General features: G+C 38.4%; 17 protein-coding genes, 1 tRNA gene, 1 rRNA gene, 1 other RNA gene, 1 pseudogene and 1 other annotated feature. Of the genes and pseudogenes, 6 read left to right on the top strand and 15 right to left on the bottom strand.

The genetic code is table 11. The features are described from left to right. The 7 genes from BM163_RS12645 to ffs form a co-directional block, all read right to left on the bottom strand. Positions 1-240, bottom strand: a 16S ribosomal RNA gene (locus BM163_RS12645); the annotation flags it as partial. Positions 241-555: 315 nt separating this feature from the next. Further along, complete coding sequence (locus tag BM163_RS12640) at positions 556-753, bottom strand: pro-sigmaK processing inhibitor BofA family protein (RefSeq protein ID WP_170243749.1); 198 nt, start codon at positions 751-753, stop codon at positions 556-558. A 103-nt stretch (positions 754-856) separates the two neighbouring features. Next, entirely contained in the window at positions 857-1,075 is a 219-nt protein-coding gene (locus BM163_RS12635; RefSeq protein WP_089803543.1) for a YaaL family protein, read from the bottom strand. Positions 1,076-1,096: 21 nt separating this feature from the next. After that, complete coding sequence (gene recR, locus BM163_RS12630; protein WP_089803542.1) at positions 1,097-1,693, bottom strand: recombination mediator RecR; 597 nt, start codon at positions 1,691-1,693, stop codon at positions 1,097-1,099. A gap of 11 nt (positions 1,694-1,704) precedes the next feature. Next, entirely contained in the window at positions 1,705-2,028 is a 324-nt protein-coding gene (locus BM163_RS12625; protein WP_089803541.1) for a YbaB/EbfC family nucleoid-associated protein, read from the bottom strand. 30 nt (positions 2,029-2,058) lie between these two features. Then, complete coding sequence (gene dnaX / locus BM163_RS12620) at positions 2,059-3,753, bottom strand: DNA polymerase III subunit gamma/tau (protein ID WP_089803540.1); 1,695 nt, start codon at positions 3,751-3,753, stop codon at positions 2,059-2,061. 171 nt (positions 3,754-3,924) lie between these two features. After that, positions 3,925-4,190, bottom strand: an RNA gene (gene ffs / locus BM163_RS12615) — signal recognition particle sRNA large type. Between the two features lie 340 nt (positions 4,191-4,530). Between ffs and BM163_RS12610 the strand changes: the two genes are divergently transcribed. Further along, entirely contained in the window at positions 4,531-6,108 is a 1,578-nt protein-coding gene (locus BM163_RS12610; protein WP_229675467.1) for a SulP family inorganic anion transporter, read from the top strand. Positions 6,109-6,201: 93 nt separating this feature from the next. Here the strand turns inward: BM163_RS12610 and tadA are convergent, their stop codons facing one another. Next, positions 6,202-6,720 (bottom strand): tRNA adenosine(34) deaminase TadA, encoded by a 519-nt coding sequence (gene tadA, locus BM163_RS12605; protein WP_089803539.1) that lies wholly within the window; start codon positions 6,718-6,720, stop codon positions 6,202-6,204. Positions 6,721-7,064: 344 nt separating this feature from the next. Between tadA and BM163_RS12600 the strand changes: the two genes are divergently transcribed. After that, positions 7,065-7,694, top strand: a complete 630-nt coding sequence (locus tag BM163_RS12600) for a deoxynucleoside kinase (RefSeq protein ID WP_089803538.1) — start codon at positions 7,065-7,067, stop codon at positions 7,692-7,694. Positions 7,695-7,714: 20 nt separating this feature from the next. Continuing rightward, a complete protein-coding gene (locus BM163_RS12595) occupies positions 7,715-8,374 on the top strand; it encodes a deoxynucleoside kinase (RefSeq protein WP_089803537.1) in 660 nt (219 codons plus the stop codon). 61 nt (positions 8,375-8,435) lie between these two features. On the opposite strand, the gene proC is transcribed toward BM163_RS12595, so the two are convergent. Next, positions 8,436-9,251 (bottom strand): pyrroline-5-carboxylate reductase, encoded by an 816-nt coding sequence (gene proC / locus BM163_RS12590; protein ID WP_089803536.1) that lies wholly within the window; start codon positions 9,249-9,251, stop codon positions 8,436-8,438. Between the two features lie 163 nt (positions 9,252-9,414). On the opposite strand from proC, the gene BM163_RS12585 reads away from it, so the two are divergent. The 3 genes from BM163_RS12585 to BM163_RS12575 all read left to right on the top strand — a co-directional run bounded on the left by BM163_RS12585 (position 9,415) and on the right by BM163_RS12575 (position 12,554). After that, positions 9,415-10,644 (top strand): dicarboxylate/amino acid:cation symporter, encoded by a 1,230-nt coding sequence (locus BM163_RS12585; RefSeq protein ID WP_089803535.1) that lies wholly within the window; start codon positions 9,415-9,417, stop codon positions 10,642-10,644. Between the two features lie 133 nt (positions 10,645-10,777). Continuing rightward, positions 10,778-11,137 (top strand): Na-translocating system protein MpsC family protein, encoded by a 360-nt coding sequence (locus BM163_RS12580; RefSeq protein WP_089803534.1) that lies wholly within the window; start codon positions 10,778-10,780, stop codon positions 11,135-11,137. 181 nt (positions 11,138-11,318) lie between these two features. Then, the gene (locus tag BM163_RS12575) at positions 11,319-12,554 is read left to right on the top strand and encodes an OFA family MFS transporter (protein ID WP_218029763.1); all 1,236 of its coding nucleotides are present in this window, start codon (positions 11,319-11,321) and stop codon (positions 12,552-12,554) included. Between the two features lie 107 nt (positions 12,555-12,661). Here BM163_RS12575 and BM163_RS12570 read toward each other — a convergent pair. The 6 genes and pseudogenes from BM163_RS12570 to BM163_RS12545 all read right to left on the bottom strand — a co-directional run. After that, a tRNA-Ser gene (locus BM163_RS12570) sits at positions 12,662-12,754 on the bottom strand. Between the two features lie 133 nt (positions 12,755-12,887). After that, complete coding sequence (gene serS, locus BM163_RS12565) at positions 12,888-14,168, bottom strand: serine--tRNA ligase (RefSeq protein WP_089803533.1); 1,281 nt, start codon at positions 14,166-14,168, stop codon at positions 12,888-12,890. 140 nt (positions 14,169-14,308) lie between these two features. After that, positions 14,309-14,523: a binding site (T-box leader), on the bottom strand. A gap of 35 nt (positions 14,524-14,558) precedes the next feature. Then, positions 14,559-15,149, bottom strand: a complete 591-nt coding sequence (gene pdxT / locus BM163_RS12560) for a pyridoxal 5'-phosphate synthase glutaminase subunit PdxT (protein ID WP_089803532.1) — start codon at positions 15,147-15,149, stop codon at positions 14,559-14,561. A 26-nt stretch (positions 15,150-15,175) separates the two neighbouring features. After that, positions 15,176-16,060 (bottom strand): pyridoxal 5'-phosphate synthase lyase subunit PdxS, encoded by an 885-nt coding sequence (pdxS, locus tag BM163_RS12555; RefSeq protein WP_089803531.1) that lies wholly within the window; start codon positions 16,058-16,060, stop codon positions 15,176-15,178. Positions 16,061-16,325: 265 nt separating this feature from the next. Next, positions 16,326-17,648 (bottom strand): D-alanyl-D-alanine carboxypeptidase family protein, encoded by a 1,323-nt coding sequence (locus BM163_RS12550; protein ID WP_089803530.1) that lies wholly within the window; start codon positions 17,646-17,648, stop codon positions 16,326-16,328. A gap of 91 nt (positions 17,649-17,739) precedes the next feature. Then, positions 17,740-18,163, bottom strand: a pseudogene (locus BM163_RS12545) (hypothetical protein); the annotation flags it as partial.

The raw sequence follows: 18,163 nt of genomic DNA, 5'->3' as shown, positions 1-18,163 counted from the left end.
ACAGCAAATGCCGCCTTTTAAAGTGCGTTCATGCGAACGCACCGGTTATCCGGTATTAGCTCCTGTTTCCATGAGTTATCCCAGTCTTATAGGTAGGTTGCCCACGTGTTACTCACCCGTCCGCCGCTCATTCCACAAAGTATCACCCCGAAGGGATCTACTTAGTTTCCTGCGCTCGACTTGCATGTATTAGGCACGCCGCCAGCGTTCGTCCTGAGCCAAGATCAAACTCTCAATAAAATTGATGAGTAATACTTTACTCTGGTTTCAAGCACTAGCTTGTCTTACTTTATTTCTTAACTTACTGTGTGTGTTATTCAGTTTTCAATGGTCAATTTTTTCGCTGTCGTTTTGTTGACAACTACTTAACTATAGCATATCTCGTGATGAGAAGTCAATAACTTTTTTACAAAAAAGATAATTAAAATCATTTTTTAGGATTACCTCTCAAAAGACTGCCTAAATAATATACCACGAATCCATTTTAAAATGCAAGGATTAATTTGTTTTTTATTAAATTTCTTCATGATAATTTTTTTCTTTCATTATATACAGTTAAAATAGTATTGTTTTTGCAAGAATTAAACCCATTAAGCCGTAACCACTTAGTAGTGTAGTCATTCCTACTGTGATGACGTTAATAGGTAAATGAAAGCCAATCAGTCCTCCGGTAACATTGATAAAGAAGATAACCAGGACACTAGCAATCATTCGGTAAATTAGCTTCGCTAACTGATAGCCAATCTTTCTCATTGTTTCCCTCCTTCTCATTAAAGTATATTTACACTTACCCCTTTTTCATAACCCTTGCATTTACTTTATTTATATGATGAAAGAAAAAAAAAAGAACACCCCATCATTTTTGACGGGCGTTCAAGTGTAAACGTCTTGCCTCTTTTAATAAGAAGAAGTATTTGATTTCCGCAACCTTCAATTGATGCTCACCTTCCACTGAGGGCTCAAGGCTACGTTCCATTACCGTTTTTACCTGTATCCATTCCGATTGAAGACGATAAATATCATCAAGTAAAGCTTGTTCATATTGTTGTTTCTTTCGATTTGTAAGAAAGCCCATTATTAACACGTCACTTTCAGTTTATAGTTCACGTCGTCCTTCGAGCGCTTTTGATAATGTGACCTCATCCGCATACTCCAAATCGCCACCCATCGGTAAGCCATGTGCAATGCGTGTAATTTTAATCCCTGACGGTTTAACTAACCGAGAAATATACATTGCTGTTGCTTCACCTTCAACATTTGGATTTGTTGCTAGAATGAGTTCTTCTACTTTATCATCTTTTAATCGTTTAATTAAGTCGGGGACATTAATATCTTCTGGTCCAATGCCATCCATTGGTGAAATGGCTCCGTGTAACACATGGTAACGCCCATTAAATTCACGCATTTTTTCCATCGCGATTACATCTTTAGGGTCTTGTACGACACAAATAAGTGCATCATCACGGGTATGGTCACTACAAATCTGACATGGGTCTTGGTCGGTAATATGGCCACAGACACTACAATGTGTCAACTCTCGTTTTGCATTTACTAGTGCCTTTGCAAAATCTAATACATCGTCCTCTTTCATATTTAAAACAAAAAAAGCCAGTCGAACCGCTGTTTTCGGTCCGATTCCTGGCAATTTAGTAAAGCTATCTATTAGCTTTGAAATTGGTTCAGGATAGTACATATAATCGCTCCTTAGAACATTCCTGGAAGATTCATACCTTGAGTGAATTTACCCATCTTCTCGTTTGATGTTTCATCCACTTTATTTAATACTTCATTTGTCGCCGCAATAATTAAATCTTGTAACATTTCCACATCATCTGGATCCACAACTTCTTCATTAATTACAACGTCCACGATTTCTTTCTTGCCATTAGCGACTACTTTAACCATTCCGCCACCCGCTGTTGCTTCAAATGTCATTTCTTGAAGCTCTTCCTGAGCTTTCATCATGTCCTTTTGCATTTTTTGCATTTGCTTCATCATCTTATTCATATTTCCCATATTTCCACGCATTGTTATTTTCCTCCTTATAATTAAAAAACATTAATCTTCATGTATCTCTAATAAATCATCGCCAACTAATTTTCTCGCTTCTTCAACAACAGGATCTTTGTTGACGTCCTTTTCTTCATCATCGGCATCTTGCGCTTTAAGTTTTTGTTCTTTAATAAATTCTTCACGCAACTTCAGCCATGACTCTTCAGGAATTGGAATAAAGGATAGTTGGTGCCCAGTTGCCTCTAAAAGAATGCCTTCAATTAGTTCACGGTGATCAAGCGCCAATGAACAATGGATATCATATTTAAAAGCGATAACTAAATTATCTGACGAGGCAGCAGCTGGCTTAGCGTCTTGTAAAGTGGCGTGTGCAGGTGCACTTTGGGCTTTCACTTGTTGCATGACATTAGCCCAACTGCGCTGCATGGTTTGTAAATGTTCCTTTTCCGCCTTTTCGAGCGTCATCCGTATCTTCTCAAACGGGATTTTATAGTTACTTTTACTTTGCGGTGCGCGTTTTTGTTGTCGTTTCGTAGCCGGACTTGAATGTTGTGCCTGGATACCTTGCTCTTTTAATACACGCAACTCTTTTTCTAGTTTACCAAGCTTTTCAGTTAACTGCAAAATCCGCGAATCATCCACTATCGATGAGCCTCTATCATCTTCTGTTAACTTTAATACACTGATCTCGATAAATACCTTCGGACTGGTTGTCCATTTCATCTCTTGTTGACAATGATTCCATTCGCTAATGGTTTGCTGAATCCACTGTGGATTTAAGCGACTAGATAATTCTATAAAGGCATCATCGACAATGGCACGCTCCAACTGATCTTTAAGTGCGGGTGCCGTTTGATACATTAGTGCATCACGTAAAAAGTAAATCAAATCATGAATCAAGCGTCCTGGATCTTTTCCTTCTTGAATAAACTGATCGACTAACTTCAGCGCTGTGCTTACATCTTTATCCGCAAGTGCCATTGTTAGTTGGAGTAAACGTATTTGCGAAACTGAACCAGTTATTTGTAGCACATCTTCTAAGGTCACTTCTCCCTCACTGTAAGATATTGCTTGATCAAGCAAACTTAATGCATCACGCATACCCCCTTCTGCTGCAAGGGCAATTTGGTGATAGGCTTCATCGCTTACTGTGATTGCCTCGTGCGCCATAATGACATTCATTCGTTCAATCAACGCTTGCTGAGTGATACGTTTAAAGTCAAAACGCTGACACCGAGAAATAATCGTTAGTGGGATTTTGTGTGGTTCTGTCGTTGCTAAAATAAAAATGACATGCTTAGGTGGCTCTTCAAGCGTTTTTAAAAGCGCATTAAAGGCGCCTATCGATAACATATGTACCTCATCAATAATATACACTTTGTAAGGAACAGATGTTGGCGCATACTTGACTTTATCTCGTATGTCACGAATTTGTTCTACACCGTTGTTAGATGCCGCATCGATTTCCATTACATCAGGAATAGCCCCTGACTGGATACCTTTACAACTCTCACATTCTAAGCAAGGCTCTTTTATTGGGGCATGCTCACAATTAATAGCCTTAGCAAATATTTTAGCCGCACTTGTTTTACCTGTTCCTCTCGGACCAGTGAACAAATAGGCATGTGAGAATTTATCTTGTACGAGAGCATTCTGTAATGTTCGTGTTATATGTCCCTGTCCAACAACATCTTCAAAGATTTGTGGACGAAAGACACGATATAGGGCTTGATAGCTCATATATAACCGGATCCTCTCTTCGTATTAAGTCTCTTCCTATTATAACTGAAGTCAAGAGAAGTTGCATTAGAAAATCCCTGTTGATTTTACTCGCAAAAAATACACTCCACGTCTTTTTTTCATTAAAAAAACCTCTTACTAAGGTAAGAGATTTAGTGAAAAATATGTATACCGTGCACCCATCGTCGACCACACAACACCAAGCGTTACATAGGTGCATGGCTCAGCCCAGGCTTCCCCGCGGCACACGAGAGATCACTGCTTACTGCTGCTTCCTTCCGGATCTGACAGGGTTCACAGGTTCCCGTTGCGCAGGACCCAAACGTCAACACCAATTCTCTATGGCAGACCTTGAAATTATGGGCCTCGGATGGGGGTTCAGTCTCGCTACAGCGGATTGCGAGTACAGAGCACCGCTACCTCCCCACCTAGCACGGCAAGGTCAAGTATAACGCGTTTATAAAAAAAATGCAACGCTTACGAGTGAAAATTTTCATCGGTACTTCTTACCAAATAGCGCTAATTGGACCAATTAACTGTCTCCATACAAAATACTCATGGATTTTTAAGGAAGGCGTCACTCACTCAAAACGATACATTCTTCACATCAAAAAAGAGAGGTTAAATGATATGATTACAACATTTTTTATTCCAAAAAGGTATGATTGCGCTTGCAATTGATTAATCTATTGTATTAATTGCATTTGTTTAGTATATTTGAGACCTGTGAATGAACGACAAACAACAAAAAAGTTAAGGAAATGGAGTGATTAATTAGTGAAGCGTCATCACGTGCTTACACAATTGAAAGAAAATAAACATATGATCAAAAATGATCTATTAAGTGGGGTAACCGTTGCTCTAGCCTTAATACCGGAATCTGTTGCCTTCGCCTTTGTTGCTGGTGTCAGTCCTATACTAAGTCTACAAACAGCTGTTATGATTGGATTTATTGCTGCCCTCTTTACTGGACGCCCTGGTATGATTAGTTCTTCAACTGCTGCTATCGCAGTTGTCTTCGCCGCTTTAATTCGTACCCATGGTTTAGATTATTTATTCGCTACGGTCGTTTTAATGGGGATTATTCAAATCACCATTGGTGCTTTGAGGTTAGGTAAATTCGCACGAATTATTCCTCACCCGGTTATGTTAGGGTTTTTAAATGGGTTATCTATTGTTATCTTTATCGCTCAATGGGATCAATTTAAAATTAACCAAATCACAACTGTGAACGGAATAGAAACAGTTGAACGAGTGTGGTTACCTAGTACAGACCTTCTTATCATGATTGGTTTTGTTATATTAACAATGCTGATTATACATTTTGTTCCCAAGCTCACGCGAGCAGTACCTGCCAGTTTAGTTGCTATTATTAGTTTGACAATTATTTCCGTCGTCTTATCTCGATTAGGCTATCATTTACAGACGGTTCAAGATTTTGCGGGCATGGAGTTAAAAGGATCTTTACCTAGCTTCTATTTACCTCGTGTCCCCTTAAATTTTGAAACCTTGTCAATTATTGCGCCTTATGCGTTTATCGGTGCGCTTGTAGGTTTAACAGAAGCTGTCTTAACCCTTCGGGTCATTGATGAAATGACGAATACACGTGGACGAACGAATAAAGAAATTATCGCTCAAGGTCTAGCAAACTTTGTGAATGGTTTCTTCGGTGGTATGGGTGGCGATGCGATGATTGGCCAATCAATCATCAATATAAAGTCCGGTGGTCGGACACGTCTATCATCAATGGTTGCGCCTATTACACTTTTAATTTTCATACTATTTGGTGCTAGTTTCGTTAATGTCATCCCTCTTGCTGGGCTCGTTGGGGTTATGTTTATGGTCGTTGTTGGGACCTTTAAGTGGGAAAGTCTTAAGTATGCTGGGAAAATTCCACGTCAAGATATCCTTGTTATCCTTATTGTGACAGTCCTTACGGTCTTCACTGATTTAGCAACGGCTGTCATTGCTGGTGTAATCACCTCTGCGCTTATGTTCGCCTGGGAAAAAGGACGAGTCATTTATACAAACAATGAATTTGAGTATGACGGATCTAAAATATATAAAATAAATGGCTCTATCTTTTTCGGTTCAGTTTTAAACTTTAAAGAACTGTTTACCATTGAAGAAGACCCAGACCACGTGGTTATCGATTTTAAATATGCGAAAGTAATGGATCATTCAGCGATTGAAGCGATTCATGCGATTAATGGTCGCTATCATGATGCAGGTAAGAAAGTTACCTTAATTCGCTTAAGTGATGACTGTAAAAACATCTTTGATAACGCAAAAGATATTATTCATGTTGATATTGTATCAAATGAAGAAAATCCTTCCCGTTATTCTTATGTATAATCTTTTAATTTACTAAATTCAAATAAGCCAGTCATAATCTCTAAGGAGAAAATGACTGGCTTTATCTATACATCAAACAAGAACGTAGTAACACTATTCTTGTATGCTTTCTTCTCGCGTCTTCAATTGTTTAAGTAACTTTTTCTTTTCGCGTAATTGTTTAAAAAATGTTTGTAGCAATGACGCACAAACCTCAGCCTCCACACCACTAGTAATCTCAACTTGATGGTTGAAACGGTCATCTTGTAAAAGATTCATTAATGAGCCCGCACAACCAGCTTTTGGATCAAGCGCACCAAAAACCACCCGCTGTATTCGTGATTGCACAATTGTCCCCGCGCACATCGGACAAGGTTCGAGTGTGACGTATAGCGTGCAACCCTCTAAACGCCAGCTTTTAAAATGTTGATTTCCTTTGTCAATCACTAACATTTCCGCATGTGAGGCTGTTGTTTCTAATGTTTCTCTTAAATTAAAACTAGAAGCAATCACTTCATCTTGATAAACAAGCACAGCACCAATCGGTACTTCACCAATTGCTTCTGCTTTTCGTGCTTCTTGAATCGCTAACTGCATATAATATTGGTCATTCTTTATTATCTTATCTGTCATGATTACATCATCCTTACATCTGTTATATCAATCAGGAGAGTCACCTTTACTTTCCCTATTTGATTCTAACATGAAATGTTCAAAACGTCGTGGTGAATACTATAGTCTTCAATGCTTGTTTTAACAAAGCGCGTCTTTTCGACATACTCACTGTTGTTTAACCCGATAGTTTTCAAGAAAATTAATGTGTTTAAGCCTCTATGCTTTACTGAAGAGTGTCCTTGGTAACACTTTTCAATAAAGAAAGATAGATATTCATCTAAACTACTCACACTTACTAAGTAATTATGTTAAAATAGTTGTTTGTAATATGTAGTGACCGAAGAAATTAGGAGGAAGAGGTAATGACAAACGTCCCTTTTATTGCTGTTGAAGGCCCAATCGGCGTTGGCAAAACATCATTATCTAAGAAGATTGCTGAACACTTTGATTTGTATTTACTCAAAGAAATTGTCGAAGAAAATCCTTTCTTAGGTAAGTTTTATGATGATATTGATGCGTGGAGTTTTCAAACAGAAATGTTTTTCTTATGTAACCGATATAAACAACTAGAAGATACTGAAAAAGAATTTCTCAAACAAGAAAAACCTGTTGTCAGTGACTATCATATTATGAAAAATATGATTTTTGCGAAGCGAACATTAAAACACCAACAATTAGATAAATATGAAGAAATCTACCGTATTCTCACAAAAGATATGCCGTTACCGAATGTCATGGTCTACCTTGATGCCTCTCTTGATACATTGCTAGAGCGGATAGAGATACGGGGAAGACAAGTAGAAGAGAATATTAAAGCTAGCTACTTAAGTCAATTACGTCAAGACTACCATGACTTTATGGACCATTTTGAAAAGAATCATCCTGAGATCCCTATTATTCGTATTAACGGTGACGAATTAGATTTCATCAAGCACCAACGAGATTTAGAAACTATTTTTAAACAAATTAAACCTTATGTATTAAAGGGATAGAATTAAAGGAGTATAGACACATGAATTTAAGAGAAAAGTATAGCATTCCACACGATTCTGTGATAACCATTGCAGGAACGGTTGGCGTAGGAAAATCAACGATGACACACGCCTTAGCAAAAGCTTTAGACTTTCGCACGTCACTAGAAAAGGTCGATACGAATCCTTATCTTGATAAGTTTTATAAAGACTTTGAGCGCTGGAGCTTTCATCTTCAAGTGTATTTTTTAGCTGAGCGTTTCAAAGAACAAAAACGTATTTTTGAATACGGTGGGGGTTTTATTCAAGACCGTTCGATTTATGAAGATACAGGTATTTTCGCGAAAATGCATTATGAGAAAGGTACAATGACACCAACAGATTACGATACGTATAGTAACCTCTTTGATGCAATGGTGATGACGCCCTACTTCCCACACCCACATTTACTTATTTATTTAGAAGGAACTCTTGATGATGTGATAGAGAGAATCCAAGAACGCGGGCGTCCAATGGAACAAGAAACACCGATTAGCTACTGGGAGGAAATGCACGGTCGCTATGAAAAGTGGATCAACAGCTTTAATGCCTGTCCAATCCTTCGTTTAAATATCAACGACTATGATTTAATGAATGATGACACATCCGTTGAGCCTATTTTAGAGAAAATTAGTTTATTTATCAATCAATCACGTTTTTAAACATAGACACGCCCTACTCGACCCATGAGTAGGGCGCTTTTTGATCTTATTTTAATTGCGTTCATTCATTACCTTGAGATAATTCCATCGAGCGTTCATAAGCGCCTCGGACGCCTTTTTTAACATGATCACTCACATGATAGTCATCAAACGTTTTGATTGCACGCTCAGTTGTTCCATTAGGACTCGTTATGTTTTTCCTTAACACATCCGGTGTTAAATCAGCTGTTTCTAACATTTTAGCAGCACCTACAATTGTTTGATTCACAAGCGCTGTTGTAATCTCTTTTGACAAACCTAGAGCTACACCTTCTTCAAGCATTGCTTCAACTATATAATAAAAATAAGCAGGTCCACTTCCACTGACTGCTGTGACCGCGTGAAGGTCTTGTTCATTCACTTCAACAACTAAACCCACCGATTCAAAAATCTCTGTTGCTAGCTTCACAGCATGATCATCCGCGAATCGTCCACGTGCTAAACCTGTCGCGCTGAGCCCTACTTTAGCACTTGTATTTGGCATCACACGAATGACACGAATGTCCTGATCTAATAATTCTTCAATCGCCTTTGTTTCGACACCTGCCATAACAGAAATAATGACTGCGGTATTTTTTACAAACGGTTTAATGGCGTGAATAGCTGCTGTTTTATCCTTTGGTTTTACCGCAAGTATAACGACATCACTTCCTTCAACGACTTTTTTCATATCCTCACTTGCATAAATATGATACGTTTCCTCTAAATATATGAGTTGTTCTGGATTTCCTTTATTTGTTGCATAAATAACATCTGATCCTACTCTTTTTTCTGATAACAACCCAGTAATAATTGCCTCAGCCATTTGACCAGCACCAATAAAAGCTATCTTTTTCATTCGTAATTCCCCCTCTGTATCTATATTTTAGCTTGCTTCGCCTGCGTTGTCTAACTATTCTCAGCGTTACCATCAAATGTAATTAATCAAAGTTGACAAATCGGATTACTTACATTATAGTGACATTAATCATTTACTTATACTATTTTTAGGAGGGATACTCTTGTCTTCAATCATTCGCAAATACATTACGACGTCACTTGTTGTTAAAGTGACGATGGCACTCATTCTTGGTCTTATAACAGGTTTATTAATCAACGACCCGATTATTTCAATCATTGAACCTTTTGGTGAGCTACTCATCCGTTTGTTAATGTTTCTTATCTTACCACTTATTTTCTTTAGTTTGATTGTAGGAATCAATCAAACGAATATCCGTCATATTGGACGTATGGGGAGCAAAGTGTTTTTATACTATCTCTTTACCTCTGCACTCGCTATTATTATCGGTCTTATCATTGCCAGTCTTTTATCACCTGGTGACGGGATGACACTTGATTTAAGTGAAAGTTATGAAGCACCATCACATCCTGGTATTGCAGCGGTATTATTAAATATTGTGCCAAGAAATATCGTCACCGCATTTAGTGAACTTAACTTACTCGGTATTATTTTTACTGCGATTGTTTTTGGTCTAGCTATCTCGGCTTTGCGTGACTCCAAAGAACATCAAGCGAGTGGTGATTTACTTTATCGCATAGCTGACGGTTTAAATGAAGCATCATTTAAAGTTATGCACGTTATTTTGCAATATTTACCGGTAGGTATTTTTGCAATTATCGCAACGACAACAGCTTCTCAAGGGTTTGATACCATTGGTTCACTGGCAGAAGTAGTCTTGGTTCTTTACTTGGCTTTAGCGGTTCAATTTGGTTTCTACCTACTACTAATTAAAAGCCGTGGTCTTTCAGTGAAACAATTTTCAAAAGCCATTCGTACGCCTATGCTGACAGCTTTCGCAACACAAAGTAGTGCTGGTACGCTTCCATTATCAATGGAAGCAGCGAAGAAACTAAAGTTAAATAAAAGTCTTTATAGTTTCAGTTTACCTTTTGGAGCAACACTCAATATGGACGGCGCCGCTATTCGAATTGCGGTATCTGTTGTCTTTGCAGCCAATGTTATTGGTCAGTCTTTATCCATGGGACAACTATTCACCGTAGTCTTAGTAGGAACACTTGCGTCAATAGGTACTGCGGGTGTGCCAGGTGCTGGTATTGTCATGATTTCAACCGTTTTCTTACAATTAGGCTTACCTATGGAAGCTGTCGCTCTACTCGTTGCCATTGATGCCCTTGTTGGCATGGGATGTACGGCAATTAATGTCGTGGGTGATTTAACAGGAACAGTACTAATTAACGAAACTGAAACTCAAGATAAGCAAGCGGCTTAAACACGTTCCTTCTCCTTAAATAAATGTCATAAGATTGAAACAACTCAAAGGTTATGGTATAGTAATTTAAACGTAAACCAGTGACGAGATAAAGTTGATATTGGTTTAGGAATAATCTTTGGAGTGAATGTTCATGACAAAAGGACAAATTGAGTCGAAAATAAGCGAAGCAATAAGTAAGTTTGAGATTGAACAAATGGGACGTGGTCCCGAAAAGATTCGGACAATTATTTTTCAAGATCTGATTATTATTCGTCTGCAAGGCTTTCTAAGCCCATCTGAGCGTCATTTAGCTGAGACGCTTGAAGGTATTGAGTTAATCAAAAAAGTGCGGACTGCCCTATTTGAAAAATCACGTGATAACTTAGAACGTGCGATTACTTCCGTGATCGATGTAAATGTTGTGAGTACACACTCAGATGTCTCCACTCAAACTGGAGAAAAAATGATTATGATTGTTGTCGATCGTAATATTGAAGAATTAATTAAGTAAATACTTTTGGAAGACACATCGAAAGGTGCACGCACCAGTCAATTTGTAAGCCAATAATAGTTCCCTTTTCATTGAATAGGGGGCTGTTATTGGCTTTTTTATTTGTCCCCATCCGTTGTTTTGATGTCATTTACTCAAAAGATTATAAGAAATGAAGATAAAGAGAAGGAGTGTGAAGGGGATGAGTCTATCATCATTAAAATCAGTCACTACTAATAATATGGAGAAAAAACGCTGGGGTTTTATCGCTTTAGGCATTACCATCATGATGTTTTTAGGAACTGTCTACTCTTACAGTGTATTTCGAGTAGCGTTAGAAGACATATTTAATATCGGTTCAGCGAAAAGTGGACTGCCTTATATGTTTGCTCTTGCATTTTATGCGGTATGCATGCTAATTATCGGAAAATATATGCGGAACTTTCATCCGCGTACGTTGATATTAGTAGGTGGCTACCTCGTAGCCATTAGTTGGATTCTTTCCTCATTTGTCGTTAATATCTATTTACTAACCATCACCTATGGGGTGATTGGCGGTGCTGGTGTTGGAATAGCATATGGGGTGATCATGAACATTATTGCGCAGTGGTTTCCTGATAAAAAAGGATTAGCCTCAGGGTTAGTTTTACTTGGATTTGGTTTATCACCGCTCGTGACAGCTCCACTAGCGAGTACGTTAGTACAGCATTTCGGTGTTATGGAAACTTTTTTAATTCTAGGAATCAGTTTTAGCATTATTTTACCTTTTTTAAGTCTACCTTTTAGATATCCTGAGTCTGATGATATAACGACAATAAAAACACCTCAATCCGATCAATTACCAACACATAACTTAACGACAAAAGAAATGATGCGTACACGATCTTTTAAAGGTGTCTATTTAAACTTTATCATTGGTACAATTATTGGTTTAATGCTCATTGGTCTCACGACAAGTGTAGGCATCGAATATTTTCAGTTAGAATCAGGTACCGTCACATTATTTGTCTCGTTCTTTGCGATATTTAATGGTTTAGGGCGACCAACGTTTGGATGGATTACTGATCATCTTTCATCGAAGTTTGCGATAGTTTTATCATATTCATTAATCATTATAGCGTCACTCTTAGTTATTTTCTTTCAGCACCTAAGTTTCATTTATGTCATTTCCTTTGCTGTTTTTTGGTTTAACCTCGGAGGATGGTTAGCCATTGCACCAACTGCTACGCTTAAATTGTTTGGCATGTGGCATTACAGTCAAAACTACGGGGTTGTCTTTACTGCTTATGGTATTGGTGCGATTGTAGGTGTACTAAGTTCTGGCCTACTAATTGATCTGTTCGGCCACTATGAGTATATCTTTTACTACGTGATTGGACTTGCTACAGTTGGTTTAATCCTCACTAAAAAATATATTTCACCTATTAAGAAAGTATAAAAAAAAACTAAATAAGCTATGCCTCTTCTTATCGGAAACATAGCTTTTTTATGCAAAAAAAAGCACTCGGTCATATGACTAAGTGCTTTATTGTCGTTAAAATAATATGGCGGAGGAAGAGGGATTCGAACCCCCGCGAGCCGTGAAGCCCCTGTCGGTTTTCAAGACCGATCCCTTCAGCCGGACTTGGGTATTCCTCCGTGATCTGACGACAAAATATATAATATCAGTTCTAGCGCTAACTGTCAATATGTTTGAAAAAGTTTTTTTATTATTTTGAAGAGAACACGACAACGAGGGTTAGGATGACCTCGTTGCCGCCGTTCTGTTTTATTATTTTGCTGAAATGATGGTCTTACCACCCATGTAGGGTTGTAAGGCAGTAGGAACTGTAATAGATCCATCCGCATTTTGGTAATTTTCTAAAATAGCAGCGACAGTGCGGCCAACCGCTAAACCAGAACCATTTAATGTATGCACAAACTCTGGCTTTGATTTTTCTTCACGGCGGAAGCGAATCCCGCTGCGACGTGCTTGAAAATCTTCAAAGTTTGAACAAGAAGAAATTTCTCGATACGTATCGTTACTTGGCATCCATACTTCAATATCATATTTTTTCGCTGCTGTGAAGCCTAAATCAGCTGTACACATACTTAGAACGCGATAAGGGAGTTCTAACTTTTGAAGGACGGTTTCTGCGTGTTGAGTGAGCTCTTCTAATCGATCATATGATTCTTCAGGTTTTACAAACTGAACGAGTTCAACTTTGTTAAACTGATGTTGACGAATTAAGCCACGCGTATCACGTCCAGCTGATCCTGCTTCAGAACGGAATGATGCACTGTAAGCAACAAACTTTTGTGGTAATTGATCAACAGCTAAAATATCATCACGATAATAGTTTGTTACCGGTACTTCAGCCGTTGGTACTAAGAAATAGTCCCATCCCTCCAACTTAAAGGCGTCTTCTTCAAACTTCGGTAATTGACCAGTCCCTGTCATGCTGTCTCGATTGACCATGTACGGCGGTAACATTTCCTCATAGCCATGTTCTTCCGCATGTAAATCCATCATAAAATTGATAAGTGCACGTTCTAGTCGTGCTCCTAAGCCTTTATAAAAGACAAAACGACTCCCTGTAACTTTAGCAGCTTTTTCAAAATCAAGTAGACCTAAATCAGTTGCTAGTTCCCAATGAGGTTTTTGTTCGAAGTCTGTTTGGGGTACGTCACCCCATACGCGTACTTCTACATTATCATCTTCTGATTCGCCAATTGGTGTTGATTCATGTGGAATATTTGGAATCGATAACATCATCAGTTGCAATGTTTCTTCAACAGTACGTAATGCTTCATCAATTGTTTTAATTTCATCACCAACGGCACGCATTTCTTTGATCTTGTCTTCTGCATCTTGCTTATTTTTCTTTAATGCAGCAATTTCTTTTGTGACTATGTTACGTTTCGCTTTTAGCTCTTCTGTTTTAGCAATCAATTCCCGACGCTTTGTATCAAGCGCTTCAAATTGATCGAGGTCAGATAAATCCTCCCCCCGGTGCTGTAATTTCACTTTCACTTCTTCAAAATTTTGACGTAAATATTTAATGTCTAACATGTTTTTTCCTCCTCGTATAATAATTTTTGTAGTTAAAATCTTGATTTTGATTTATCAACAGGTTTAATCCTCTCTATTCTCATCATAAACTGATGGTAGAAAAGAAACGTACAAAAAAACTCCCATCCCTAGACTATAAAAGTAGGGACGAGAGTTGTATTTCCCGCGATACCACCCTGATTGAAGACAGTTCAGTCTTCCGGCTCTAAAAGATAACGGCTTTTAACCGGATATGTTTGTTGACCACATATCACTCAGAAGATGGATTCACTTAACTATTCCATCAGTTTGCACCAACCACTGACTCTCTAAAAGTAAATAGTATAAGTTACTTGTTCCTCTTTAACGCTTTAATATATTGAAGTTAATCAAATCATACAAAATCAGACGCTATCTTGCAAGAGATTTTTTTGATTCTTTCACCTTTTCAACAAAATACTTCGCTAACCTGTGGTCTTCTGTCAACTCAGGATGAAAGGCTGTACAAAGAAATGGCCCTTCTTCTGCCGCGACAATCGCGTCATCATAAGTAGCAAGTATATGAACATCCTCACCGACACGTTCAATATAAGGAGCACGGATGAAGACGGCATTGTAATCATCGGCAACACCTTCAATCGACAGCGCCGCTTCAAATGAGTCTTTCTGGCGCCCGAAAGCATTACGTGTGACCGTCATGTCCATTAAACCTAAATGTGTCGTCGTTTGATTGGATATCTCTTTAGCTAGCAAGATTAAGCCAGCACACGTACCAAAAATCGGCTTACCTGTTTGACCAAACTGACGTAATGGCTCTAAAAAACCATACTGATCAATCAAACGTCTCATTGTCGTACTCTCACCACCTGGTAAGATTAAGCCATCAATTTCATCTAGTTGTTCAACTTTTTTTACAATTATAGCTTTAGCACCACTCGCCTCAATAGATCTAACATGCTCTCTTACCGCGCCTTGTAAGCCTAATACACCCACCATTACCATATCACAACGTCCTTTTCTTATAGAAATTACCACCCACGGTCTTGCATACGTTCATGTGATGGAATCGTTGAAATTTCAATCCCCTTCATTGCTTCACCTAAGTCTTTAGATACACGTGCAATAAGCTCGTAATCTTCAAAATGTGTCGTTGCTTCAACAATCGCTTTGGCAAATTTCTGCGGATTATCTGATTTAAAAATACCTGAACCAACAAAGACACCATCTGCGCCTAATTGCATCATAAGAGCCGCATCAGCAGGTGTTGCTACACCACCAGCTGCAAAGTTAACAACCGGTAAACGCCCTTCTTCTCTAATTTGCAAGAGCACTTCATAAGGTGCACCTAGATCTTTTGCATACGTCATTATTTCATCTACAGACATGTTAACGAGTTGACGCACTTCCGCATTCACTTGACGCATGTGACGTACAGCTTCAACAATATTACCTGTACCTGGTTCACCCTTAGTACGTAACATAGACGCACCTTCACCAATTCGGCGCGCAGCTTCGCCTAAATTACGGCAACCACACACAAATGGTACGGTATAATCTTTTTTATTTAAGTGAAAGACTTCATCAGCTGGAGTCAGCACTTCACTTTCATCAATATAGTCAACACCCATTGACTCTAATACACGGGCTTCAACAATATGACCAATACGGGCTTTTGCCATAACTGGAATAGATACAGCATGCATTACTTCTTCTACGATTGTCGGGTCTGCCATACGAGCAACGCCACCAGCTTTTCTAATATCAGAAGGTACACGTTCTAACGCCATAACAGCAACCGCGCCTGCTTCTTCTGCAATTTTAGCTTGTTCAGCGTTCACAACGTCCATAATGACGCCGCCTTTTTGCATTTCAGCCATTCCACGTTTCACTCGATCTGTTCCTACATTTACCATTCTAATTCCCCCTCATGTATTGTTCATCAATTACAAAAAAATTCAATTTAAAAAAGATTCAATCTTTTTCGGTAGCTTTCATTTTATCCTATGGTTACTGCTTTCGCAACAATTTTTGATTAAATCAGATATAAATCTTACCTTTACACTCTGAATTAGCTAATATTTAACAAAAAACACGTAAGAGGCTGCGTAAAGCAAGCATCTTACGTGTTTCACTATTTGTAAACTCATTGAAGCAATCCTTCAAGTCGTTAATAGAAGATCATGAAAACCAACCAGTTACTGTATCTGCGACTGTTTGATAGAGATTCACAAAGAAATCACCAATCACACCTATCACCAACATAAACCAGTTGTTTTTTTCTATCGCTTCTGTTGTGACAAGTTCAACTGTTCTCGTATTTTTTGTCACATCAATATTACCGTAATCATTTTCACCTTCATAGGTTACTGTTGCCGTTCCAACCACAGTACCTGCTTCAATAGGCGCTACTATCGAACCATTTTTATCCAGTAACGCTTCATCAAACGTATAGTTAAGAGTATACAAGTCTTCTTCATCATTTTTAACCATACGGGTAACATCTTCACTTAAAGCAACATTAACATTATCAGCTTTACCTTTGGCTACAGGAAGTGTTTCAGCACCTTCTACAGTGTCTCCTTCGTTAAATAGAGTAATCTCAGTAAACTGATTAAATCCATAATTCATTAGTTTAATCGTTTCTTCAAATCGTGCGCCGTAACTATCTGTTCGCATGACAACTGTAATAAAACGCTGATTTCCTCGTTGAACCGTTCCAGTAAAACAATAACCTGCTTCTGTCGTAAAGCCTGTCTTTAGACCATCAACACCTTCATAAAAATAAGATGCGAAATTTGTATTGTTCCAAGGTAACATCCAGTTTAAATTTTCAAGTGGCTGATCATCAAGTTCTGATTGAATCGTACTTGAGAACTCTAGTACTTCTGGGTAATCGTTTACTAAGTGAAACGCAAGTTTCGCTGTTGCTCGGGCCGACATTAAGTTATCTTCTTCTGGTCCAGTACCACCCGGACGACTTTCACCTAAACTCTTATTGTTTAGTCCAGTTGAGTTAACAAATTTAAAATCTTCTAAACCAAGATCTTCACCTCGTTGATTCATTAACTTTACAAAATCAGTTTCAGAACCAGCAACAAGCTCAGCAAGGGCAATGGTTGTCGCATTATCCGAAATAATTGCCATCCCTTCGTATAACTGTCTTACTGTATAAGGTTGGTTTTGGCGTAAACCAATCCCAGAAAATGATGTATTTGCTGAAATACTATAGGCATAATCACTAATTTGTGTCGTAGTATCCCAAGTAATCGTTCCTTCTTCAATTGCCTCTAGGACTAAGTATTCGGTCATCATTTTAGTCATACTTGCTGGTGGCAATTTAATATCGGCATTCTTACTAAAGAGTACATCACCTGTTGCAGCGTCCACAATAATACCGGATTCTGCTTCTAAATCAGCAACAGCTCTTACCTCACTTGATGTAAAAATACTGATGCTCACTGCGATTAAAAAAACACTTACTAATTGTCCTAAACGTTTCACTACTTTTTACCCCCAAAATTCTTTTGTCCTTGTTATTCTATCATATCAGCGAAAAGTTTGTATCTACTTTTTGATTGGTTTTTCTAACTATTTATTCCATTGAACTACCCCCACCTAACATTCTCACGAATGTTTGAGGAAGGGTATGCGTTTCTGGGTGATAATGAAAGACAAAGTTACCTGATTTGGCATCTTTCCGTCCTGAAATAGTCATCTTACCGTAACGCGCCGCTGTCCAATCTTTCTGCCAACGCTCAGGATGAGCGTGATACGTCTTTTGTGTTAACTGGCCGCGGGCGAGTTTTTTACTACCGAAACACACACCCGTCACTTTGTTTGTCAATTGAATCAATTGTTTTTCATATCGATCTTTCTTAAAGTTCAATTGGAACAAGCGAGACTTTAGGTGTTTGATTTCAACCTCAAGGTGTTGATGTTCAAAATCATAGGCGCAGTAAAATAAGCGTGTGTAGCACTTATATGTCACAACAAAAAAGGCCCCTTTTTGTTGTTCA

Origin of the sequence: Halolactibacillus alkaliphilus (assembly GCF_900115465.1) — a bacterium.
GTDB classification, from domain to species: Bacteria; Bacillota; Bacilli; order Bacillales; family Amphibacillaceae; genus Halolactibacillus; species Halolactibacillus alkaliphilus.
This window is presented reverse-complemented; position numbering and strand designations above follow the sequence as displayed.